Source organism: Streptococcus atopicus (genome assembly GCF_049166725.1).
In the GTDB taxonomy this organism is placed as follows: domain Bacteria; phylum Bacillota; class Bacilli; order Lactobacillales; family Streptococcaceae; genus Streptococcus; species Streptococcus hominis.
This window is the reverse complement of the sequence record NZ_JBMHFC010000001.1, coordinates 46307-69713: the sequence shown is the minus strand read 5'-3', so window position 1 is coordinate 69713 and position 23407 is coordinate 46307. Positions and strand designations below refer to the sequence as shown.

The 23407-nt window shown below is 38.4% G+C and carries 18 protein-coding genes and 1 pseudogene; 2 read left to right on the top strand and 17 right to left on the bottom strand.

Going from position 1 to position 23407, the window contains the following annotated elements; genetic code table 11:
* Positions 1–56: 56 nt before the first annotated feature.
* The 6 genes from budA to ACOMA9_RS00285 all read right to left on the bottom strand — a co-directional run bounded on the left by budA (position 57) and on the right by ACOMA9_RS00285 (position 7189).
* Positions 57–776 (bottom strand): acetolactate decarboxylase, encoded by a 720-nt coding sequence (gene budA, locus ACOMA9_RS00310; RefSeq protein ID WP_330945015.1) that lies wholly within the window; start codon positions 774–776, stop codon positions 57–59.
* Between the two features lie 92 nt (positions 777–868).
* Complete coding sequence (gene alsS / locus ACOMA9_RS00305) at positions 869–2533, bottom strand: acetolactate synthase AlsS (RefSeq protein ID WP_247906354.1); 1665 nt, start codon at positions 2531–2533, stop codon at positions 869–871.
* A gap of 82 nt (positions 2534–2615) precedes the next feature.
* Positions 2616–3845: a tetratricopeptide repeat protein gene (locus tag ACOMA9_RS00300; protein WP_151379884.1), complete on the bottom strand. Its 1230-nt coding sequence runs from the start codon at positions 3843–3845 to the stop codon at positions 2616–2618.
* Positions 3832–5010, bottom strand: coding sequence for an AI-2E family transporter (locus ACOMA9_RS00295; protein WP_151379883.1), 1179 nt, complete (start codon positions 5008–5010; stop codon positions 3832–3834). The genes ACOMA9_RS00300 and ACOMA9_RS00295 overlap by 14 nt, the downstream gene beginning before the upstream one ends.
* Before the next feature lie 149 nt (positions 5011–5159).
* Positions 5160–6536: a sensor histidine kinase gene (locus tag ACOMA9_RS00290; protein WP_151379882.1), complete on the bottom strand. Its 1377-nt coding sequence runs from the start codon at positions 6534–6536 to the stop codon at positions 5160–5162.
* On the bottom strand, positions 6533–7189 hold the full coding sequence (locus tag ACOMA9_RS00285; protein WP_003025323.1) for a response regulator transcription factor: 657 nt from the start codon (positions 7187–7189) through the stop codon (positions 6533–6535). Before ACOMA9_RS00285 ends, ACOMA9_RS00290 begins: the two co-directional genes overlap by 4 nt.
* Positions 7190–7540: 351 nt before the next feature.
* On the opposite strand from ACOMA9_RS00285, the gene ACOMA9_RS00280 reads away from it, so the two are divergent.
* The gene (locus ACOMA9_RS00280; protein WP_049517303.1) at positions 7541–8554 is read left to right on the top strand and encodes a lactonase family protein; all 1014 of its coding nucleotides are present in this window, start codon (positions 7541–7543) and stop codon (positions 8552–8554) included.
* Between the two features lie 216 nt (positions 8555–8770).
* Here the strand turns inward: ACOMA9_RS00280 and ezrA are convergent, their stop codons facing one another.
* The 7 genes from ezrA to ACOMA9_RS00245 all read right to left on the bottom strand — a co-directional run bounded on the left by ezrA (position 8771) and on the right by ACOMA9_RS00245 (position 18639).
* The gene (gene ezrA / locus ACOMA9_RS00275; RefSeq protein ID WP_143876517.1) at positions 8771–10495 is read right to left on the bottom strand and encodes a septation ring formation regulator EzrA; all 1725 of its coding nucleotides are present in this window, start codon (positions 10493–10495) and stop codon (positions 8771–8773) included.
* An 87-nt stretch (positions 10496–10582) separates the two neighbouring features.
* Entirely contained in the window at positions 10583–12529 is a 1947-nt protein-coding gene (gyrB, locus tag ACOMA9_RS00270) for a DNA topoisomerase (ATP-hydrolyzing) subunit B (protein ID WP_003028091.1), read from the bottom strand.
* 12 nt (positions 12530–12541) lie between these two features.
* On the bottom strand, positions 12542–13105 hold the full coding sequence (locus tag ACOMA9_RS00265) for an HAD-IA family hydrolase (RefSeq protein ID WP_037582581.1): 564 nt from the start codon (positions 13103–13105) through the stop codon (positions 12542–12544).
* A gap of 128 nt (positions 13106–13233) precedes the next feature.
* On the bottom strand, positions 13234–13782 hold the full coding sequence (locus ACOMA9_RS00260) for a DJ-1 family glyoxalase III (protein ID WP_221736381.1): 549 nt from the start codon (positions 13780–13782) through the stop codon (positions 13234–13236).
* A 12-nt stretch (positions 13783–13794) separates the two neighbouring features.
* Entirely contained in the window at positions 13795–15027 is a 1233-nt protein-coding gene (locus tag ACOMA9_RS00255; RefSeq protein WP_247905720.1) for an FtsW/RodA/SpoVE family cell cycle protein, read from the bottom strand.
* Positions 15028–15074: 47 nt separating this feature from the next.
* Complete coding sequence (locus tag ACOMA9_RS00250) at positions 15075–16055, bottom strand: YeiH family protein (protein ID WP_247905719.1); 981 nt, start codon at positions 16053–16055, stop codon at positions 15075–15077.
* A 121-nt stretch (positions 16056–16176) separates the two neighbouring features.
* The gene (locus ACOMA9_RS00245; RefSeq protein WP_421424306.1) at positions 16177–18639 is read right to left on the bottom strand and encodes a bifunctional DnaQ family exonuclease/ATP-dependent helicase; all 2463 of its coding nucleotides are present in this window, start codon (positions 18637–18639) and stop codon (positions 16177–16179) included.
* Between the two features lie 136 nt (positions 18640–18775).
* Here ACOMA9_RS00245 and ACOMA9_RS00240 point away from each other — a divergent pair, with 136 nt between their 5' ends.
* Complete coding sequence (locus tag ACOMA9_RS00240) at positions 18776–19411, top strand: MBL fold metallo-hydrolase (protein WP_151379876.1); 636 nt, start codon at positions 18776–18778, stop codon at positions 19409–19411.
* 93 nt (positions 19412–19504) lie between these two features.
* Here the strand turns inward: ACOMA9_RS00240 and ftsX are convergent, their stop codons facing one another.
* The 4 genes and pseudogenes from ftsX to ACOMA9_RS00220 all read right to left on the bottom strand — a co-directional run bounded on the left by ftsX (position 19505) and on the right by ACOMA9_RS00220 (position 23300).
* Positions 19505–20431, bottom strand: coding sequence for a permease-like cell division protein FtsX (gene ftsX / locus ACOMA9_RS00235; protein ID WP_003037328.1), 927 nt, complete (start codon positions 20429–20431; stop codon positions 19505–19507).
* A complete protein-coding gene (gene ftsE, locus ACOMA9_RS00230; protein ID WP_003025346.1) occupies positions 20424–21116 on the bottom strand; it encodes a cell division ATP-binding protein FtsE in 693 nt (230 codons plus the stop codon). Before ftsE ends, ftsX begins: the two co-directional genes overlap by 8 nt.
* Positions 21117–21220: 104 nt before the next feature.
* Positions 21221–22316 (bottom strand): peptide chain release factor 2 gene (prfB, locus tag ACOMA9_RS00225; protein WP_100069422.1). Its coding sequence is split into 2 segments (ribosomal slippage): positions 21221–22243 and positions 22245–22316, totalling 1095 coding nucleotides; the frame shifts between segments, so codons are not numbered across the junction.
* 204 nt (positions 22317–22520) lie between these two features.
* Positions 22521–23300, bottom strand: a pseudogene (locus tag ACOMA9_RS00220) (Cof-type HAD-IIB family hydrolase).
* Positions 23301–23407 lie beyond the last annotated feature (107 nt).

The window sequence follows — 23407 nt, the reverse complement described above, 5'->3', positions numbered from 1 at the left end:
ATTCTTTTGAATTTTGAATGGAATTTAAGCTTTTGTCTAACTTTGTCCACTGTTTTTTATTCCGATTTCTCAATATCTTCCTTTAGCTCTGCCACATTCAATTTGGCAGAGAGAAACTCTTGGTCTTGAACAGGAAAACGCTGCTCCAATGCTGCAATCGTTCCGATTTCAACCTCTCCATTTTTCATGACAAAATCCATGACATGTCCGCCGAATTGGTGGTCATCAGATAGAAAATGAAGATGAAAACCAGCTACGCTGACACCGTGAAACAGCTCTGGCGTCCAAAAGCCAACGATTGTTCCCGAAATGTGTTCTACCTGGTACTCAGGCTGATGAGCTGCGATTTCTGCGAACTTCTTTCCCGGAGAGGTTTTTGGAGCCATGCGCACATGTATGCTGCTAAATTCACCATGAATCTTGATTGAGTGAAAAAGATTTTCCCCGACATAGCTAGCTTCTATGCGCTTCTTCAACGCTTCATCAGTCAGCTCAATGTCCTGACGAAAACGCACTTCTGCTCGGTGGAAAGCCACTGCAGCATAAGGAACCGTCCTATCTGTTGAAACTTCTATCACTTCAGGACTTGCTCCTATTCCCTTGGCTTGATAAGCCTTACCGTCAAGCACAATCAGCTCTCCGTCAATAGAGTCTAAAGTACCAATCCCTAAATCGCCATGTTGAAGCAATTCTTCAATCGTCATCGTCCCCTTGTAAAGCCCCGCCATCAAAGCCCCCAAAGTATTGTAGTGAAATAATGTTACAAGCTCTGCCATTTCTCCTCCTAGACAATGTTTACTATCTTTCCTTGAAAAAACAGTGGAAAACGAACTCTTTTAAAAATTTCGGGTTCTTTCCCATTTCTTCTTTAATAAAACTCATCTGGCAGAATGGTTTCTCCCAGCGTGCTGCTGTCCTTGTAATCCACTGGCACATCAATGATAACCGGTCCATTTTCCTTTAAGGCTTTTTGGAGCAACTGTGTTAATTCTGCTGGAGATGTTGCTCGGAATCCTTTCGCACCAAAACTCTCTGCATATTTAACGAAATCAACAGCTCCGAAGTCTACTCCAGATGAACGTCCATATTTCATTTCTTCTTGGAATTCTACCATATTATAATGACCGTCATTCCAAATAAGATGAACAATTGGTAATTGTAGACGAACTGCTGTCTCTAGCTCTTGGGCCGAAAAGAGAAAACCGCCGTCGCCAGACACAGAAATGATCTTTGTGTTGGGACGAACCAAGGCTGCTGAGATTGCCCAGGGTAATGCCACTCCTAACGTTTGCATCCCATTTGAAAAAAGTAGATGCCTTGGTTCATAGCTCTTGAAATAACGTGCCATCCAGATATAATGCGTACCCACATCTACTGTAACTGTCATATCATCTGTCGTATTTTCCTGCAAGACTTCGACAATATCCAGCGGGTGTAGTCGTCCTGTTTCAGTTTGGCTGCGATCAAATTTCACATCACCGTCCATTTTATTTCGCAGCACTTGCAGATATTCCCGCGAGCCTTCTGGTAATTGATAGCCGTTAATCGCTGGCAGCAATAAATCCAAAGTATTTGCAATATCTCCAATCAGCTCACGCTCCGGTTGAAAGTAAGTATCAATCTCTGCTGGCTCTACGTCAATCACAATAACGCGGGCAGAAATTTCAGCATTCCAGTTGCGTGCTTCATACTCAATCGGATCATAGCCGATAGCGATGACTAGGTCAGATTTTTTCAGAAGCATATCACCCGGCTGATTGCGAAACAGTCCGACACGTCCAAAGAACGTAGCTTCTTCCAATTCACGAGACACAATCCCAGCCCCTTGGAATGTTTCCACAACAGGTAACTGTACTTGCTCCAATAACTGACGAATAGAAGCCGTCACTTTGGCACTTGAAGCACCATTCCCCAAGAGAAGAACCGGTAACACAGCATTTTTAATCGCTTGCGCTAGATAGTTAATGTCTGCCACAGAACTAGAACCCAACTGCGGATCCGTCAGCGGTTTAATTGCTTTCACTTGCACCTGACTATCCACCACATCCTGTGGAATGGAAATGAAACTTGCCCCCGGTATTCCTGATTTGGCATGACGATAAGCATTGGCAATAATTTCTGAAAGAGTATTGCCATCTTGCACTTCGACAGAATACTTGGTAATCGGCTTAAATAGTGCAGCATTATCCATGGACTGATGTGCACGTTTGAGAAGATCAGCTCGTTTGACCTGACCGGCTAAAGCTAGTACAGGATCCCCTTCTGCGGTCGCCGTAACCAAGCCCGTTGCCAAGTTTGAAGCGCCTGGTCCACTGGTTGCAATCACGACACCTGGCTCTCCTGTGATCCGCCCAATTCCTTGTGCCATAAAAGCAGCATTTTGTTCATGACGAGCCACGATCAGTTGTGGACCTTTGTCCTCTAAGGTATCAAACACACGGTCAATCTTTGCACCCGGAATCCCAAACACATAATCCACTTTATGATTAATTAAACTATCTACAATTAGATCAGCACCAAATTTTTCAGTCATTTTCTTCGTCCTTCCTGAATATCACGCTCATCATTATATCATAATTCCCATGCGTCTTATAGGATTGTGCTTGTTATTCTTTTTACAAACTATCGTACAATTCCTGCATCTCCATATCATCCGGAACCAAGTGAAGATAATACTCTGCTTGGTGTTTTGCTTCTTCAAAATCCCCCATTTCACGAAGTAGATAAATATACTGCTCTAAAAATTCTGGATTTTCTTTTAAATCCGAGAGCAACAGACGATAGCGCTCCAAAGCTGCTGTTGTCTGTTCCAAAGCCTGATAGGCACGCGCAATATTCCACTTAGTCAGTACATTGTCTATGTCTTGCTCCTCAAATTTCAAAACTTCATCAAAACGCTCTTGCTCTAAGTAAAGATTAGACAAACGCAATGCAATTTCTTCCAAGTCTTCCGCATTATCTTTTGCTTTCAAAAGATAATCTTCTGCCTTTTGCTCATCATGAAGTTCATAAGAAAGCTGCGAAGCTAGCAACAAAAGACGTGTATCAAATGGATTTTTCGACAAGCCTTGTTGTGTAAGGCGCAATGCTTCTTCCGTCTGATGTTCTGCATGAAGCGACAAAGCATAACCATACTCATAGCTTTCAAATTCCGGCGAAATCGTATCAATTTGCTTAAAATACAGATTGGCTTTTTGATATTCTTTCTGATCATACAAAATAGTCGCTAGTTCAAAGGCTACAGCATCATCGTATTCAATCTCTAAAGCTTTTTCTAAAAACTCAATCGCTACTTCAAATTTCCCCAAACTTGCATAGGAAACGCCAATCCGCTGATAAGTAGAAACACCCGTCTGCTCATAAATCAGGCGATTGTCTAAACTAGCATACTCTTTAATAGCCTGATTCAAGTTTCCCAATTCAAAATCTATTTCAGCCAAGCCAAAAGTCACTAACGGCTCGTCAGACAATTGCTTTGCCTCGGCTAATTTTTCTCTTGCAACGTCCGGTAACCCTTCCATTTGGTATAAATCGGCTTTGACCAAGAGTGCTGTCACATACCAGTCACTATCAGAAGTAATTTCTTCCAGATAGGCAAAGGCCTCTTCCACTTGTCCATCTTCACTAGCAATCTGTGCTAAACTAATATAGGATTCTGGATAGTGGGGAGCTAAGTTTTCATAAATTTGCTTAGCTTGAGGGAAAAAGCCGATACTTTCTAAGTAGTCGGCTAATTCAAGTAATTCTTCTTCTGTATCATTTGTTAGAGCTCTTTCAAAATATTTATTGGCATGTGCCAAATCCTGCTTTTGCAAAGAAGCAACCATTTTCTCACTGTTGTTCAATTTCTTCTCCTGTCTCATCTACGGATTCTTCTTCATACAAGCCGCTGACTTTCTTATACCATTTAAAAATAGCAGCAATCACAACTTTTGCAGACGCATAAACGGGAATTCCCAGCAAAACGCCCCAGATACCAAACATAGAACCAGCTGTCAAGAGGACAAAAAGAACATTGATCGGATGAATGTTCAATTGGCTACCGAGAATTAATGGCGACACAAACCGCCCTTCAATCGTTTGCTCTACAATAAAGACAACAATGACTTTCAAGAGCATAAGCGGTCCAGCAATTAACCCCAGAACAAGAGCCGGTAACATCGCGAGAAAACTTCCTAAGTAGGGAACCAAATTTAAAATCCCTGCCGTCACCCCAAGCGTTACGGCATAACGAAGACCGATTATCTTAAAGAAAATAATAAACATAATTGCTACGATAATCGCAACAGTCACTTGACCACGAACATAGTTAGCAAGCTGTGTATTGACGTCTGTCAAAATTTGCCCAACAGGTTCACGAAACTTAGTTGGCATGAATTTTGTCAAATAAGATTTCAAATTTTTCCCATCTCGCAATAAATAAAAGAGGATAAATGGCATGATAATGATAGCCACAATCACTTGCGAAGCTGTACTAATTAATGTACTAACCCAGTTCACCGCTTTAGATGAGAAATTACTCGCCCAAGCTGTCACTTGATCTGAAAAATTATTCACAATCTCTTCCAATTGAGGCTTAACATCATCAGAAATTCGATTTTCTAAAAAATCTTGAATAATTTTATTTGATTTTTTCAAATTAGCTGGTAAATTCTTAACAAAGCTGACTATCTGATGTTGCAAACTTGGAATTGCCACAGCCAATCCCCAAATCAAAAGCAATGAAATCAAAATAAAAACAATCGTAATCGCAACTAAACGATTGACTTTATGTTTTTCCATCCAATCCACAATCGGATTTAATAAATAATACAAAAGTCCTGCTAAAATAACTGGCAGCATAATAACCCCAATAAATTCTAAAACAGGAATGAAAATGAAACTAATTTTGCTTAATACAAAAATATTCAACCCCAACAATAAGGTCACTAAAAAAACAGTGATTGCTTTATTGTCTAAAAACCACCGAAAAAACCATGATAGGCTGAAATCCTTCTTTTTGTGTTCCATACAGACATCCTTTTCTTTATTTATCTCATTGTAGCATTTTTCACCAAAAAATTCTTGAAGAAAGGGTAGTCCTTTATGAATTTCCTTCTTACGCTCGAGTCAAACACAAAAAGCGGTCATCCATTCAATTCATGAACGGATTCCCACTTTTAACTTTCTTTATCTGAGAAAAAAATTGTAAACCGCATTCGTTTGTCATCAACAGCTTCAAAGAGATAGTGCAAATGATGATTTTCCAAAATCTGTTGCACGATAAAGAGTCCCAGACCTGTTCCACCATCTTTGCGGTTACGACTGTAATCCGGACGATAAAATGGCTGAAATATTTGCTGGATTTGCTGTTCATCCAACACATGTTCCGCATCATTTTCAATGATTAACTGATTGTCTTTAATCATTAAAAGAATCTCTCCGCCAGCTACTGTATAATGGAAAGCATTATCTAGTAAATTTTTAATAGCTTTCAGCAAATAAGTCTTGTTGCCATGCACTTGAAGCTCTTCTAACTGTACAGTAAATTGATAGCCTTTCACATCAGCTAACATCTTATAGCTGCTCAAGTTTTCCTCCAAGAGCTGATTAAGTGAAAATTCTTCCTCTTCCGCTTCTATCCGCATTTCAATTTTAGAAATTGCCAAGATAGACTGTACAAGTTTTGATTGCTCTTCCAAAATTTCACGACATTTATGTAGGTATTTATCTTTATCTTTGAAATCACCAACACCATAAATCATACCATCCACAATTCCCATCATGCTGGTAATCGGCGTTTTCAGCTCATGAGAAGTCATCCGTAGAAATTCTGCTTTCTCCCGTTCACTTTCAGCAACCTTCTCATTTTCCAATCGCAGCGCTTCAATACTTGTCAAAAGATTGTTATACAGACTGTTAATATCTTGAGCGAGTGTGGAAATTTCATCCCGCCCTTTGACAGGACAAGCCACATCTGGAGAAAGAGTTGCCATTTTTCGCGTGCTCTCTGAAATATCTGTAATGCGTTTGGTTGCAAATCGACTATAAAGAAAAGCCACTATACCACCTAACGTTAACGAAAAGAATAAGATATAAGGATAAAGACTTAACAACACGTAAGTAGCATCCGATATTGGTTGGAGCGAATATTCCCCACGTAAGGTCAATGTGGTCCCTTCTGCCGTTCTTATCTTCTTGCTCATACTTTTAGTTTGATTATTCAAACTCATGTCAGAAGGTAAAATTGTTAATTGGAATTCTCCCTTTTCATTAGCTAAATCAATATGTGGATAAATAAGTTTTCCTTTCGCATCTAATATACTAAACCAGACGCGTGTATTCTTTCGATTGTAGTCACTTAAAAGCTTTCCTATATCATCTGACGGTTTTCCTTGAACTTGCTGAGCAATCTGAAAGAACTCACTTTTAGCTTCTCGATGCTTGACTTGCTCATAATAAACAGGCATCACAAAATAGAGTGTTGTTAAAACCGTTGTCACGACAATAAAAATTATTGTTCCTGTCAAAAGAAAATGCTTTTTAGCAATTCTCACTCTTCTTCTCCTCCAAGTTGATAACCCATACCAGTAATCGTTTTAAGAGGTATTCCAGGAATTTTTTTCCGAATATTTTTTACATGGTTATCCAAAACACGACTATCCAGTTCGCTATAACCCCAAATTGTATTCATCAATTGATCCCGCGTTACCAAATGATTTTTTCTTTTAGCTAAAGCTTGGATAATTTCATATTCTTTTTTAGTAGGAGACATTTTTTCTTCTTGCCAATAAACGGTACAATCATCAATTGAAACACGCAAGTCTCCAACGACAATCTCTGATTCTGTCACAGTACTCCGGAAAATATTTTCAATGCGTTTCATCAAAATAAGTGGCGAAAATGGTTTGGTAACATAATCACTGATAAGGTGATTAAAGCTGACCAGCTGAGTATATTCATCATCTAGTGCAGTTAACATCATAACTGGTACCTGCGACGTCTTCCGGATTTCCTTCAACACATCCAGACCGCTCATAGAGGGCAACATAACGTCCAAAATGATGAGGTCAAACGATTTTTCCTCAAATTCACGTAGAGCTTCTGCCCCGTCAAAAACTGGTGTCACCTCATAATGATTTTCTTTCAAAAATTCACAAATCACTTGATTAATCGTAGTGTCATCTTCTACTACTAAAATCTTATGCATTTCTTACTCCTTAAAATATAGATATAAAATTAAATGACTGCTAATCAATGTAAAGATTACTTTTATTATACAACAAAATAGTGAACTTACAAAGATTGAACTGTGATGTAGGATAAAAACTTTCTTCCAAAAAACTAAACATTTTTCAGAAGTCAAACAGACAACCATAATTGTTAGCACAAACACCCACAAATCTATTTTTATTGTATCAAAGTTATCTGTTCCCATCCTATCTCGAATCTATTTTTTATCTATTTTTTCATTATAAAACTGACAGCAGCTTTCATTTGTGAAAACCATTTCATTTCTTTTTGTGTTATAATAAAAGTATCAAATATTTCGAGGTGAATGATGACACAAACAGTTTATTTTGGAACTTATACACGTCGTAGCTCAGAAGGAATTTACAAAGCTGATTTTGATACTAGCACAGGAGAACTGGCAAATTTAACACTTATTGTAAAAGAGCCAAATCCTACGTATTTAGCTTTTGACAAGCAGCATCACCTGTACTCTGTCGGAGCTGAATATGGGGAAGGAGGTATTGCAGCTTACAATAAAACATTCCAATTACTCAACCATGTTGTAGCTGAGGGAGCTCCTCTCTGCTATGTGAGTGTCGATGAAACAAGAAGTCTTGTCTACGGAGCAAACTATCATAAGGGGCAAGTCTTAGTTTATAGACGACAAGAAAATGGCAGCTTAAAATTAGTTGACTCTGATGTTCACATTGGGTATGGTCCGCATGAAAACCAAGCTGCTGCTCATGTGCATTTTGCAGATTTGACACCAGATAACTATCTGGTTACGTGTGATTTGGGGACTGACGAAGTCATTACATATGACATTAGTGATTATGGTCGGTTAATCCGATTAGATACCTATCACGCGACATCTGGTGCTGGTCCACGTCATATCGTATTTCATCCTCATTACAAAATCGCTTATCTTATTTGTGAATTAAACTCTACCATTGAAGTTTTAATTTATGATGGTGATGGTCAATTTGAACGCCTACAAACTATTTCAACCTTACCAGAAGACTTTTCAGAATTTAATGGAACAGCTGCTATTCGTTTATCTACAGATGGTCGGTTCCTTTACGGTTCTAATCGTGGGCATAATTCAATTGCTGTTTACAAAGTGGTAGGAGACGGAACTCTTGAACTTGTAGAAATTGTTCCAACTAACGGAAAAAATCCACGAGATTTTAATATTACACCAGATCAACAGTATATTATTGCAGTTCATCAGGACTCAGACAATGCCACTGTCCTCAAACGCGACCCAGAAACAGGAAAACTAACAGAAATCTCACATGATTTCTTTGTTCCAGAAGGTGTTTGTGTTGCTTTTACTCATTAATCTCTTCTTAAGAGACTAATCCCAATCGCCTATGGTTGGGATTTTTTGTTGTCTATATGTCATCTTCCCAGATTCTATTCATTTGCAAGTAATTGTATTAGGGAGCACGACCGTCTGCTTTAGTCGCCAATTTTATACCGAACATCACGATACTGACGAAAAGAACATAATAAAAAGAGGCAAGGAAATGAAACCTTGTCTCTTTATTGTTTTAATTTAAAATCGGATATTTTCTCGCGTTTTTTCATACGATGTAACAAAACGATTGGTTACACCAGGTTCTACTACATCCAATGCTTGCGAGATCTCCTCAAACGATGCTTGATAATCAAACTCATTTTCAAAAATCTCTAGTGCACGGTTGAAGGCAGTTTGAACTCCTTCATCAAATGAACGATAGCGATTTGAATATTGTAACAATTGCTCTGTCAAAGTAGCATTTTCAACAATCCGGTAAGTCTCATTTTCCAGTTCATTCATATCATTTGTCAAAATCTCTAACATACGATTTACTGATTCAATATTGACACGATACTGTTCCAATTCTGCTACTAAAGCTTCTGTGTTATCACTTGCAGTAAAGAAAGTGGTCAGGAAGCTCCGTGGAATACCCGGCAAATTGCGTTTTTCCATATAACGCTTAATCGTATGCAATTTGTTGATATAAATATTAACTTTTTGCCGAGCATTGGCATCATCTTTTTCAATTTTAGCCAATTTTTCACTCAACACTAACTGCTCATCTTCAATTTCTTTCACACGTTTTTGAATGGTTTCAAGATTTTCTTGAAGAACAGAATAAGCTTGTTTTCTTTCTGAAGAATCTTCAATCGCTTCTAAAACAACATCATCTAAGCTAGAAAGTTCACTTTGAAGTCGACGAACATGATTCGTATCGCTTTCTGTCAAGAGATACAATTTTGAAAGGCGGGCAATCTCTGTTAAAAGATTTTGATTGTTTTCTTTTGTATGACCTAAATAACCTGGTAAACTATTAACTAATTTGACAACTACTTTATGTGACTTGATTTCACGATTAAACATGTCATATAAAGCATCCATTTCTTCTTGGATTTGCGTATTTTCATATTGTGCATTGTCCAATTCTAAACTGGCAATGTTTTCACTGTTGCGTTTCAAACTAGTATGCAGCTGTTGGAAGCGAGATTCAATATCAGTTTCAATAAAATGATAACCGGATTCCAGTAATTTGCGATGACCAGACTCCAAATCTTCCAACTGTTCTGGTAACTTTTGATCTAATTCTGATACAAGCTCTGGGATTTTTTCAACAATATGCGTTAAAGCAAGGATGTGATCTTCTGTTTTATCCAAAATTTCCGCTGCTTCAACAGGGTCTCCTGATGAGTTTAAAGTTACAAATTGAGAGAATTCAGATTGAATTTTTTCTAATTGCTTTTCAATCTCAGGAAGCGCTGAGCCATAACTTTCTGTATCATTTGCCACAGACACTTGTAACTTTTCAAATAAATCCAAAGCATGCAAGACACGACCGCTATTTTTAGACTCTTGTTTTTCTAATTCAGCAAGTGCATTGCGAATAGCAGTAATATCTTCTTCAATCAAGTCAATTTGGCTCTCAATTTTATCAATACCATGCTTTGCTTTTAGAAACCGAAACGAATTATTGTAACCTTCTGTTTCAAAAAGGTTGTTTTCGATGTCTGCAAAAGAATTTAAAGAAAGGTCAACCCATTTTTGATTCCATTCCCGAAAAGCCACTTGACTTTGTCCAATCAAATGCATGTTTTTAACCGCTTCTACTTCATCATTTACAGGAAGATTATAAAGTTCTTCTTTGCGATCTTCTAACTTAGCAAGTAAAGCATCATTTCTTTTTCTTAATAAGACAGCAGTTATGTAAGCAACAATCAAGAGAACTGCTATCACTATGATTAGTATGATTAGTCCGTTAGACATGTAAAACTCCTTCAAAATATTACTTGAAAATAATCATGATTATTATATCATAATTTTCTTGGTAAATGTGAATTTTTTCAGATTTTTTTAAACGTCCAATGTACTATATACGGCGTTCTCTTCGATAAATTCACGACGAGGTTCTACACGGTCACCCATTAGCATATCAAAAATCTTGTCCGCTTCTGCTGCATCATCGACTGAGACACGCGCCATTAAGCGATGTTCTGGGTTCATCGTTGTTTCCCAAAGTTGGTGGTCGTCCATTTCTCCCAAGCCTTTGTAACGTTGAATACTTGGTTTAGAACGCCCTTCAGAATAACGCTCCAATGCCAACTGTAGCTCTTCTTCTTGATTGGCTCCGGGCTGGATGTATTCTTTCACTTCACTACCGACTTTCACACCATAAATAGGCGGTTGAGCAATATAGACATAACCTGCTTCCAAAACAGGCTTCATATAACGATAAATCAACGTCAAAAGAAGGGTTCGGATATGCGCACCATCAACATCGGCATCGGTCATAATGACTAATTTTTGATAACGAGCTTTGCTCACATCAAAATCCGCTCCAAAGCCTGTTCCCATTGCGGTAAAGAGACTACGAATTTCTTCATTGGCTAAAATTTTATCCATGCTAGCTTTTTCAACATTTAAAATCTTACCGCGAATTGGCAAAATAGCCTGAAACTCCCGATTTCGACCAGACTTGGCTGAACCACCAGCTGAATCTCCTTCCACGATAAACAATTCTGTTTCGTGTGGATCATTAGAGGAGCAATCTGCCAATTTACCTGGTAAGTTTGAAATTTCAAGGCCTGATTTCTTGCGGGTCACTTCACGTGCACGCTTTGCTGCAATCCGAGCCTTGGACGCCAAAATTCCCTTTTCTACTATCTTCTTAGCAACCGCAGGATTTTCCAAAAGGAAATCTGAGAAAGCTTCGCTAAAGAGACGATTAGTAATTTTAACAACTTCACTATTTCCAAGCTTCGTCTTTGTTTGTCCTTCAAACTGTGGGTTAGGATGTTTTACAGAGATAACAGCTGTTAATCCTTCACGGACATCTTCACCAGTCAGGTTGTCTTCATTTTCTTTCAGAAGCTTATTTTTCTTGGCATAGTCATTGATGACACGTGTGAGCGCTGTACGAAAACCTTGTTCATGCGTCCCACCTTCATGAGTGTGGATATTATTTGCAAAACTCATGACAGTTTCGTGATAGCCTGTTGTATACTGCATAGCTACTTCAACAGTAATATCATCCATTTCTCCGTCTGTATAAATCGGATTTTCAAAGATAACATCTTTATTTTCATTGATATACTGGACATAGCTAGCAATCCCACCCTCATAATGGTAATCTTTTGTTTGTTCCAATCCTTCCCGTTTATCGGTAATAGAAATTCGCAGGCCACGATTCAAAAATGCTAGTTCTTGCACCCGTTTATTTAATTTTTCAAAATCAAATTCAACCGTTTCTGTGAAGATTTCTGGGTCTGGTGTAAAATGAACAGTTGTTCCTGTGCGATCGGTCTCGCCAATAATCTCCAGATCCGCTACGACGTGCCCGCGACGGTATTCTTGAAAATGAATCTGACCGTTCTTGTAAACCCGAACATCAAGTTGAGTAGAAAGAGCATTAACCACGGAAGATCCGACACCATGCAATCCTCCAGATACCTTGTACCCGCCACCGCCGAATTTTCCTCCAGCATGAAGAATGGTAAAGACAGTTTCTACCGCAGGACGACCTGTTTTTTCTTGAATATCTACAGGGATTCCACGACCGTCATCAACAACGGTAATCGAATTGTCTTTCTCAATAAACACTTGAATATGTGTTGCAAAACCAGCTAATGCCTCATCAATTGAGTTATCTACAATTTCCCAAACAAGATGATGCAGTCCTTCTTTTGAAGTTGAGCCAATATACATCCCTGGACGCATTCGGACAGCTTCCAAACCTTCTAAAACCTGAATTTGACTGGCATCATAATCTTCTGCTTGCAGTTCTTTATTTTCTTCTGACATACGATTCCTTTTCTATATTTTTATAAATTTCTTGAGATTTTCCATATCATCAAAGAGATAAGTTGCAAAGCCAGCTGATTGACCCGCTTCTGTGTCAATTGAACGATCTCCGATGACTAACCCATTCTCAATCTGATACTTATCTTTTAAATAAAGCATTGACTCAGGATTTGGCTTTCTCTTAAAACTACGATTAGAAGTCACCACTTCTGTAAAGTAGCCTGAAATCCCTGTTTTATCAAGAATCTCTAAAACCTGATCATTCCGATGAGAAATCAGAAAATTACGCCCTCCTTGTGCAACGATATTCTTGAGCAAATCTGCAGCACCTTCAAATAATACTGGATGAGCTAACTCTCTTGCTTCATTCACTTTATAAGTTTGTAAAAATGCAGGAATGTTGGGCGCAAATTGAGCAACTGCATAGGGAGTGGAAATCTTCAGCGCTTTATAAACATCATCATGATTAGCTTGAATCCCAAAACCAGCTAACGTTTCTACAAATGCAGCCGTTGACGTCTCGTAATTATTGAGGAGAGTCCCTCCTAAATCCCAAATATAATCTTGATAATCCATACTTTTTATTATAACATATTTTTGTAAAAAATTGCTGTTAAAACAGATAGGAAAGCCTATTTTAGACATGAATTTTCATAAAAAAACTTACTTGGATAATTCCAAATAAGTTTTAGTATCATAGACAATCAATCACCGTAAACGTCATTGTAAAGCATCGCCGTTGCAAGCTGCTCACTGTCTCCGCCTAACTGATGAACCAACTCATAAGCAAAAGCTAGAGCAGTTGCAGGTCCTCGGCTAGTAATCACTTTCCCGTCAACAACGACGGTTTGCTTGATATAAATGCCAGAATCAATATCTGACTCGATACCATCGTAACAGGTAAACTGTTTATCCTTTAAAATACCTGCACGATTGAGTGCAATCGGTGCTGCGCAAATAGCAGCTATCCACTTGCCTTCTTTTTGCATATTTTGTAGAGCTGACATCAAACGATCATCATCTCGCAAATTTGTCGCACCAGGCATTCCTCCCGGCAGTACCACTAAGTCATAATCCTCTAACTTTCCAGCCCAAACCTTATCTGCTTGAACTGAAATACCATGAGAACCTGTTACCGCTTTTTCAAATCCAATCATGTCACATAGGATTCCTGCACGGCGAAGAACATCCACAACCGTCAATGCTTCAATTTCTTCAAATCCATTGGCTAACATAACAGCTACTTTTGTCATTTTTCTTCTCCTTTATTTTAATCGTTTTAAAACCACTTTTTTACGTCTTTGAGGATAGCGTATCTTTTTTTCATCTGTGAGATTATTCTGATAGCTCATCGAAAGCAAGAGCCCGACCCCGATTAAATTACTAATAATGGAAGAGCCACCTTGGGAGATGAATGGAAGTGGAATCCCTGTTAGAGGCAAAATCCCTGTTACTGCTCCGATATTTTCAAAAATATGAAAGAGCAGCATCATGATGAAACCGGTTGAAATATATGTGTAAAATTGATTATTTGATTTCAGCGTAATTTTTAGCATGCGATAAATCAAGAGCAGATACAAGGCAATCACAATCGTTGCACCGACAAAACCAAAATCTTCTGCAATGACAGTAAAAATCATATCACTTTCACGTACAGGCACCAATAGATTGGATACATTAAACCCTTGTCCCCAGAGACCACCACTACCAATTGCTATTTGACCTTGTGCCTGTTGATAAGTGGTTGTTTGGGCATAGTCAAATGGGTTCAGCCAAGCCAAAATACGGTTGATCTGATAAGTTGGCATCCCAATTTGGTGCAAAAAAGCTCGCCCGTCTTTTGAAATGAAGATAAGTAAAAAGCCACCGCCTACAACCAGAACGGTCAAAACAACTGGTACAATGATTTTCCAAGACACACCTGATAAGAGGACAATTCCTGAAAAGATTGCGATAAAGACTAATGCTGTCCCTAGGTCACTCTGCAATGCCAATAAAATCAGAACGGGTAAGGTATAAAGGGCTAACTCAAAAATCAGTAAGAAGTCCAATTGAACCGTTCGCTCTCTATCTTTATAACGCTGTAAAAAATTAACAACAACTCGTGATAACATCAGAATATAAGAAATTTTCATAAATTCAGACGGTTGAAACAAGGTCACACGCCCTATAGTCACCCAGTTTTTTGCTCCTGTTGAAGCGACTAATTCTGAACTATAAAAAATGAGCGGAAGCAGCATCAACGCTAAGCCAAATACATATAAGTATGGCGTTATTTGCCAAAGAAATTTTATTTTGAATAGCATGATAACCAGACTGATAACTGTCCCTAGAGCAATCCAAGCAATCTGCTGCCCTACAATTGGCCAAACGTTTTTTGGATAATCATGACTAACAGCAATATAAATGGCCATAACGCCAATGAAAAGCAAACAAAATACTGGTAATATTAAACTATAATCCACTCGCGAATCAATCGAGCGTTTTTGATAAGGCATATCTCCTCCAACATACGTAATAAATGTCAGTCACTTTTAAAGCACTTTTATGAGAAAAAGTATTGAATGATTAAGCTAGATACAGCAACCGCGAACCAAGCAAAGGCTCCTGTCAATAGTGGCGCTGCACCTGCTTTTCTAAATTGCCCAAAGGATACTCTCGCACCAATTCCAGCAAGAGCCATTGCCATGAGCCATTGTGACAAGAACTTCGTTGCAGGAACGAACGAACTTGGAAAAATCCCAACACTAGTAACAATAGACGCCATGACAAACCACAAAATAAACCAAGGAAAAATTTTCTTTAAATTAACTTTTTGATGACTGCTTTTTGAGCGTAAATATCGGACTCCTGCAAAGATAAGACAGGCTGGTACAATCATTAAAGCACGGCTAAGCTTCACAATCGTTGCTAAATCTCCTGCTGACTGACTGTAAGTATAACCCGCTGCTACAACAGATGATGTATCATTGATAGCTGTTCCTGCCCACGTTCCAAATGTTACATCATTCATGTGCATGAGATGTCCCAAAAAAGGGAAAATAAAGACCGCTAAAATGTTAAAAAAGAAAATTGTGGAAATAGATAAAGCAATCTCTTCATCTTTTGCTTCTAAAATCGGTGAAGCTGCTGCAATGGCAGAACCACCACAAATAGCCGTTCCAAATCCAATTAAAGTGGTTAGAACTTTACCCATTCCCAGCAGACGTCCTACCACATAAGCTGAAATAAAAGCAATCAGTATAGTTAAAATGCTAATTTTTAAAGAGGAGATGCCTGTAGCAGAGACACGGCCAATGGACATGCTGAACCCCAGCAAAATAATGGAATATTGCAGTAATTTCTTACCTGAATAAGCTAGACCAGCATGATAAGTCTTCTTTATATGAAAAAGATTATTAGCTAGAATTCCCAAAAGAATGGCAAAAACACTAGAGCCAATCAAGGGGAATAAATTTCCCAAGACGGTTGCTACTGCCGCTAATACAAAAGCAAAACCAATCCCTGGAAGATATTTTTGATACATATTGAACCTTCTTTCTTTGTGTTTCTATTATAACAAAATTTAAAACTAGCAGCAGAGGAAATTACCATTTTTAGCAAAAAACTCAGTTAAAAAGTGAACTGAGTTTTCTAATGGGGTAAAATTACACCGTTTCCTTCTTCTTCAAAAATTGCTCAATTTCTGTTGGAATTTTTTTCATACTTGTGACGGATATTGGAGCAATTTTTTCCAAGGCTGTTTGAATTTGGCGACCATAACGTTTGGTTAACATGCGATTGTCTAAAATAACGACTGCTGACTGCTGCTCTTGGTGTCGGATTGTACGTCCTAAAGCCTGTTTTAGGCGTAAAATCGCAACAGGCAAGCTATAATCATAAAAAGGATTCTTGCCTTCTTGCCGCAATTTGCGGTTGAGTTTTTGCGTAAAGAAATCGCTCGGATTATCAAATGGAATCCGTGTAATGACTTCAATCATTTGCTTCTGACTGGAGAAATCTGTTCCCTCCCAAAAACTGCCCGACCCCAATAAAATACTGCTTTCCCCTCTGTCAAAACGTCGTTTAATATTAGCCGCTTCACCATTCTTATACTGGGCTAAGTGTGGCAAGCGCAAACGTTCCGAAACAGCTAACAACAACGCTTTCGATGTGAATAAAACGAGAAGTGGAACTTCTTGAGTAGCTAATTTATGAACCCATTTGACAATCAATTCTGCATAAATGTCCACATCCAAGTCTACAACATTTGGAAAATTCTTATCCAACCATATTTTCTGCTGATGTTTCTGCTTTTGTGGTAACTGATAAAATGGTGCATTTTCAAAACCAAGTAAATGCGCTAAATGCACTTTTTTACTGATTTCAAGCGTGGCTGAAACGAATAAGACTTGAACCTCTTCAGGCAGCAAAGCTCGAAAATCTAGCACTTCTAGGCAAGCGGCTTCCAACATCGTCACTCGATAATCATCGAACTGCTCTTCTTTTAACCAGAACTGGTCGTATTTTGTGGCAAAAATAGTGCGTAAATCAGCAAGAGAGCTTTGATCTAACTCTGATAAATCTTGTCGAAGTTTGGAACAGGTTTCTTTCGTTAGCTCATTTTTCTTGTAACGTTGGAATTGTTCCATCGCATGAGTCAATTCAAATTGAATATCCTCTACTAACCGACGTTGCAAAATGGTATCTGTTGTTTCAAGTTCCGATTGAATTTGTTGCAAGCATTTTGTCATATTGAGGGATTTTCGAGAGAGATTTTCCAAAGCCAAAAACAACTTCTGAGCTTCATCCACAATCAAAAGCCGATTCTCCACAATGGATTTATCATCTTCTAACCGCGTCAAAAAATAAGCATGATTGGTCACTAATACACGACTGCGTTTGGACTTTTCTTGACCTTTTTGCCAAAAATCTGCACCATAAAAGAGGGATTTTTTGCTCAATTTTCCATCATGAAGCACCTGTTGAAAATAGGTCTGATAGCGATGCCGTTGACCAATTTCATCCAAATCACCAGATTTCGTTTCTGTAAGCCAAACTAAAAGCAACATCTTGCAACGATTGACCAAACGATTGTCATCTACCCGCTGCAAGCTGTCATAAAAGAAGTCAAGCTTCAAATAATTGGCAGGACTTTTCAAGCTATGAACAGAAAGATGAAAGATTTCTTCTAACTTTTGTCCTTCATTTGCCACAATCTGGTCCTGCAACACTTTCGTAGGAACTGTTACCAGAATTTGCTTGCTCGTTTGAGCCAAAGCAGGAAGCAAGTAACCATAGGTCTTGCCTAAACCTGTCTGAGCTTGTAAAAAACTTGGTTGCTGACTTTTCAAAGCCTGTTCCACATCATGTGCAAACTCATCTTGTTCTTTTCGCTCCTCTAAATCCAGCAAATTGATGTTGTGAGTGAAATTTTTAGACAATTTCCTCGCTTTTTGGATTTTTTGACTTTTTCGAAGAAAAATTCCCTGCCACTTCATCAAATCACGGCAAGTTATGTCCGACATTTGGTTAAAAGCATCTTCTATCGCTAAGCGTGATTCGTAAATCAAACTATCCGAAAATTTCAACAAATACTCTACCAATTCTTTTGGAAGTTTTTGAATTTTTTCTTGTATTTTTAAAAATAATGTAGCCGTTGCTGAGGCATCCGCAAGTGCTGTATGCGCATGTTTCAAAGGAATATCTAACTGCTCACATAATATTCCTAGATTGTATTTTTCAAACGTTGGGAAAAAGACTTGTGCAAGCTCTACCGTATCTACCCTCGGAGTCACCAATTCAAATCCTTCCCAAAAGAGAGCTTCTGCTAATAAATTAGCATCAAATTTCACATTATGCGCCACAAAAATGGCATCTTCAATCAACTCATAAATCTTACGAGCCACTTGAGAAAAGTCTGGCGCCTTTCTCAATCGCTTATCTGTCAATCCTGTCAATTGGCGAATATGAGGATCTAACTTTTCATGAGGATTCACATCGGTTTCATAAGTTTTGACAATCTGACCATTTTCAATCAGCACAATCCCGACTTGAATAATTTTTGCGTTGCTGCTGGCACTCGTTGCCTCTAAATCCACCACAGCATATTTTCTTTTTTCTTGTGTCATATTAGAAAAATTATACCATAAATCCAACTATTTCGTATCACGTTTTATGCCTTATTTTCCCTTGATAAATAGCTTGATATTTCTTTTATGTCATTTTTCATATTTTTTGCTAAACTATGAAGTGAAAGGAGTTCTCATGATAACAATTCATAAAACTTTAAACGCTCAAGCATATGAAAATACTTATTATTTAGAAAATGAGCATCACCTTATCGTAGTTGATCCAGGTAGTGACTGGGATAAAATTGCAACAAAAATCCAAGAAATCAATAAGCCAATTACAGCTATTTTGCTGACCCATACTCATTACGATCATATTATGAATGTTGATTTAGTTCGTCAACATTTTGGACATCCACCTGTCTATGTCGCTGAAAGTGAAGCAACTTGGCTTTACACTCCGGAGTATAATCTATCTGGACTAGCTCGCCACCAAGATATTGATAACATCATTCTCCAGCCTGCCGATGTCTTTTTTGACTATCATAGTCCTTACAGTCTAGATGATTTTTATTTTTACGTCGCACCAACACCAGGACATTCAATCGGTGGTGTTTCAATCATCTTTCCTAACGAGCACTTTGTTTTAACTGGCGATGCTTTATTCTGCGAATCAATTGGTCGAACGGACCTCTATACTGGAAATATAGAACAACTCATTTCTAGCATCAAAAACGAATTACTGACCTTGCCTGATTATGATGTTTATCCTGGTCATGGTCCTCAAACCACCATTGTTCATGAAAAAATGTTTAATCCATTTTTGCATTAAAAAAGCCCTAAATGAACTGCGTCTCAAAAGTTAGGTTTTTCTATCTAACTTTCGGATCAGAGTTCAATAGGGTTTTTATTATCACTTCTTTTTTTAAATTTTCAAGAATCGTCTCATTGAGAGAACCGAGCCAAATGCTCCGATGATAATTCCTACTACAAAAAGGAAGGAAATCATCAATGGAATAAAGGTTTTGGGTACAATCATTGAAAGATTTTGACTAGCAAGAGATGGATTAAATGACTTATAGGCCATTTCGTAAATAAAATAGACCAAGCCAGCTGGAACAACTGCCCCAAGCAAGCCAATCCAAGCTCCTTCTAACAAGAACGGACCTCGAATGTAACTGTTTTTTGCTCCCACCAAACGCATGATTTGAATTTCACGACTGCGCGAAATAATCGTAATCCGAATAGTATTTGAAATCAAGAAAACAGCAATAAAGACTAAGAGGAGCGCTCCTACAATTCCCCACGTACGGATAAAATTAGCTAACGCAAAAATACGTTTTGTATTGGCTCCACCGTACTCTACTTCAGAGACCCCTTCCACTTTCTTCGCATTGTTTGCTACAGAGGTAACGTATTTGGGGTCAGTTGTATCGACAATATAAGCGTCATGCAGGGGATTGGCATCTCCTTCAAAGAGTTTCCAATCTTTACCCATGACTTCTGTTAGTTTCTTTAATTGTTCTTGCTTGCTAGAAAATGTTACTGATTTCACATTTGACATTTTGTTGAGGGCATCATATACCTTATGGTAGTCCTCATTTTTGACTGTTTGACCTTCTTTTGTAATGGTCTCTTCATTGTCTGCTGTATCTGGTCGCATATAGACCATAACTCGCACATTATTTTCAATATCTGTTGCTAGCTTCGCCGTGTTTAAAATGACTGACACAAAGATTGCGACTAACCCTAGTGTAATCATCACGGAGCTGACTGCAGCAACTGTCATCCAACCATTTCGCTTCAAACTTTTGAGCGATTCAAGCAGGTGACTTAAAAATCTACTATTCATCGTATCCGTATTCTCCTTTTGCTTCATCACGCACCACACGACCATTTTCGATGGCAATAACGCGGTGACGCAAAGTATTTACAATTTGGCTATTGTGGGTCGCCATTAGAACAGTCGTCCCTTGCAGGTTAATTCGCTCCAGTAGATTCATGATTTCCCACGAATTATCTGGATCCAAATTCCCTGTCGGTTCATCGGCAATCAAAACTTTAGGATTGTTCACAATCGCACGTGCAATGGCAATCCGTTGTTGCTCACCACCTGATAACTCATTTGGAAAAGAGCGAACTTTATGTTTCAAACCAACCAAATCCAGCACTTCCATAACACGCTTTTTAATATTGCGACGACGCTCACCGATAACTTCCATGGCGTAAGCGATATTTTCATACACCGTCTTTTTGGGTAGCAATTTATAATCTTGGAAAACGACGCCAACATTACGACGCAACATTGGAATATCACGTTTTTTAATTTTAGCAAGATTAAAGCCAGCAACTTGCAGACTTCCCTTATCAACTTTCACTTCACGATACAATAATCGAATAAAAGTTGATTTCCCAGCTCCAGAAGGACCTACAATATAGGTGAATTCTCCTGGCTCTACTTCAATGGACACACCACGCAGGGCTGTTGTCCCGTTGTCATATTTTTTGACAACATCTCTCATTTCAATAATTGACATTTATTGTTAAGAGTTCCTTTCGTAAGATAGTTGAGGGAGTGGGAGAAGTGACCATGATTGCATTGCAATTATAGTTGTCTATGCCACTCTCGTAAATTTAATATTTAGTTTAACCGCCATTTCAAGTAGGCATCGATGAAGCCATCAATATCTCCGTCCATGACTTTGTCGACCTGTGCGACTTCAAAGCCTGTCCGATGATCTTTGACCATCGTGTAAGGAGTAAAGACATAAGAGCGAATTTGACTTCCCCAAGAAATTTCTTTTTTGTCTCCCTTTAAGGAATCCACTTCAGCTGCTTTCTTTTCTTGCTCCATTTGGTAGAGTTTCGCTTGAAGCAATTTCATTGCCCGATCACGGTTTCCATATTGTGTGCGGTCAACAGTGGATTGTGTCACAATTCCCGTTGGTATGTGGGTTAAACGAACACCAGTTGAAACTTTGTTGACATTTTGTCCGCCGGCACCACCGGAACGGAAAGTATCCATCTTGATGTCTTCGTCTCGCACCTCAATTTCAATCGTGTCATCCAACTCCGGCATGACTTCCACTGAAGTAAAAGAAGTGTGACGACGTTTAGCTGAGTCAAATGGCGAAATGCGTACCAATCGATGAACTCCCATTTCAGACTTCAACAAACCATAGGCATGAGGACCCTCAAAAGACAAGGTAACAGACTTAATCCCCGCTTCATCTCCCGCTTGATAGTCCAATACTTCAACCTTGAAACCATGAGCATTGCCAAAGCGTGTATACATCCGCAGCAACATATCCCCCCAGTCTTGAGCTTCTGTTCCACCAGAGCCTGGATGAATTTCAAGGATAGCATTGTTATTATCATAAGGTTCCGACAAGAGGAGTGTCATTTCATAGCTGGTCATTTTTGTTTCCAACTCTGCTAATTTTTCTTCCAACTCTTCCTGTACAGAATCATCCTCCGCTAAAAAATCAAGCAAAATCTCTGATTCGTCAAATAAATCAGCCATTTGCTGGAAGTTATCATAGGTTTGCTTAAGTTCGTTTAATTCTTGAGATGTTTTTTGCGCCGCAATATTATCATCCCAAAAATCAGGTTCTGTCATCTTATTTTCTAAGATTGCAATTTCTTCTTCCAGGCCTTCTAAGTCAAAGAGACCCCCTGAAAGAAGCTAATTTTTCACGATTTGCGTCAATTTTTTGACGAATTTCTGAAATATCCATACTTACCTCTTTTCACATATCATTTTATTATATCACAAGTCAGTATTTTTTTCTAATTTCTGACAGAGTCCAATAATAGTTATTGTATAAAATTTCTAATTCTGAATCAAGAAATTTCGTTCTTTGTTACATGATTGTTAGATAGGTTGCCGTCTGGCTAAAAATATTAAGAGGTTAGATACGTCAAAATGACATTCATGATAGTCACCTCTTTACAACCTTTCGCTCGAGAATTTCTAAAACGCCTGATTCTTGATTGCTTGGTGCTTGATACTTTGCTGTTTTCTTGACCCTTTCAGAAGCATTTGCCATCGCATAGCTGTGACCCACATAAGCTAGCATTTCTAGGTCATTTCCACCGTCCCCAAAAGCCATCATCTCCTGTGGTGCAATACCAAAATGCTGACTAAGGAATTCAAGAGCAGAGCCTTTATGAACACCTCTTTGGATGATATCAATCGAACCATGTCCGCTTGAAACTGCCTGAACGAGTTGACCAGTAGCTTGATTTAGCTTTTCAAGGAGTTGGTTTGTTTTTTCTTCTGGTACCAATAAGGCTAATTTGACAAAATCATCTTCTGGCAAATCCTGAAAATTAGAGATTCCTTTCAATGCATGGTAATAAATTGCAATTTCTTCTTTGTACTGTTTGGGTGCTGACTTGAGCAAATAAGCAGAATGAAGTCCGCAAAGAGTTGTTGCATTTTCTAAGTCTTCTGACACAAGCACATCTAAAACTTTTTCAATCTCTGTTCTAGCAATTTTTGCTTCTCGTAATAGCTTATCACCCTCAAAAATTAGTGCTCCATTTTCTGAAACAATGATCAACTCCTCCTGATATTTTGGAAAAAATGAAGCCAGTTAGGCATACTGATTGCCTGAAATGACGACTACTTTTATATCTTTTTCTTGTAATGCTCGATAAATTTTCTTAAAGCGCTTCACACCGTAGGTATTGTCTGAGCGCAGAAATGTACCGTCCATGTCAAATGCTACTAATTTTATCATTCGTAGGCCTCCTCTTGCTTCTATTTTACACCAAAAGACTTAAACCTTCCTATGATTTTTGGCGAAAAATTTATTTCTTTCAT

What these genes read in the sequence shown, in the direction of transcription:
- budA (WP_330945015.1), bottom strand. Translation starts at nt 776, where the DNA reads ATGGCAGAGCTTGTAACATTATTTCACTACAATACTTTGGGGGCTTTG.
- alsS (WP_247906354.1), bottom strand. Translation starts at nt 2,533, where the DNA reads ATGACTGAAAAATTTGGTGCTGATCTAATTGTAGATAGTTTAATTAAT.
- ACOMA9_RS00295 (WP_151379883.1), bottom strand. Translation starts at nt 5,010, where the DNA reads ATGGAACACAAAAAGAAGGATTTCAGCCTATCATGGTTTTTTCGGTGG.
- ACOMA9_RS00285 (WP_003025323.1), bottom strand. Translation starts at nt 7,189, where the DNA reads ATGCATAAGATTTTAGTAGTAGAAGATGACACTACGATTAATCAAGTG.
- ACOMA9_RS00280 (WP_049517303.1), top strand. Translation starts at nt 7,541, where the DNA reads ATGACACAAACAGTTTATTTTGGAACTTATACACGTCGTAGCTCAGAA.
- ezrA (WP_143876517.1), bottom strand. Translation starts at nt 10,495, where the DNA reads ATGTCTAACGGACTAATCATACTAATCATAGTGATAGCAGTTCTCTTG.
- gyrB (WP_003028091.1), bottom strand. Translation starts at nt 12,529, where the DNA reads ATGTCAGAAGAAAATAAAGAACTGCAAGCAGAAGATTATGATGCCAGT.
- ACOMA9_RS00265 (WP_037582581.1), bottom strand. Translation starts at nt 13,105, where the DNA reads ATGGATTATCAAGATTATATTTGGGATTTAGGAGGGACTCTCCTCAAT.
- ACOMA9_RS00260 (WP_221736381.1), bottom strand. Translation starts at nt 13,782, where the DNA reads ATGACAAAAGTAGCTGTTATGTTAGCCAATGGATTTGAAGAAATTGAA.
- ACOMA9_RS00255 (WP_247905720.1), bottom strand. Translation starts at nt 15,027, where the DNA reads ATGCCTTATCAAAAACGCTCGATTGATTCGCGAGTGGATTATAGTTTA.
- ACOMA9_RS00250 (WP_247905719.1), bottom strand. Translation starts at nt 16,055, where the DNA reads ATGTATCAAAAATATCTTCCAGGGATTGGTTTTGCTTTTGTATTAGCG.
- ACOMA9_RS00245 (WP_421424306.1), bottom strand. Translation starts at nt 18,639, where the DNA reads ATGACACAAGAAAAAAGAAAATATGCTGTGGTGGATTTAGAGGCAACG.
- ACOMA9_RS00240 (WP_151379876.1), top strand. Translation starts at nt 18,776, where the DNA reads ATGATAACAATTCATAAAACTTTAAACGCTCAAGCATATGAAAATACT.
- ftsX (WP_003037328.1), bottom strand. Translation starts at nt 20,431, where the DNA reads ATGAATAGTAGATTTTTAAGTCACCTGCTTGAATCGCTCAAAAGTTTG.
- ftsE (WP_003025346.1), bottom strand. Translation starts at nt 21,116, where the DNA reads ATGTCAATTATTGAAATGAGAGATGTTGTCAAAAAATATGACAACGGG.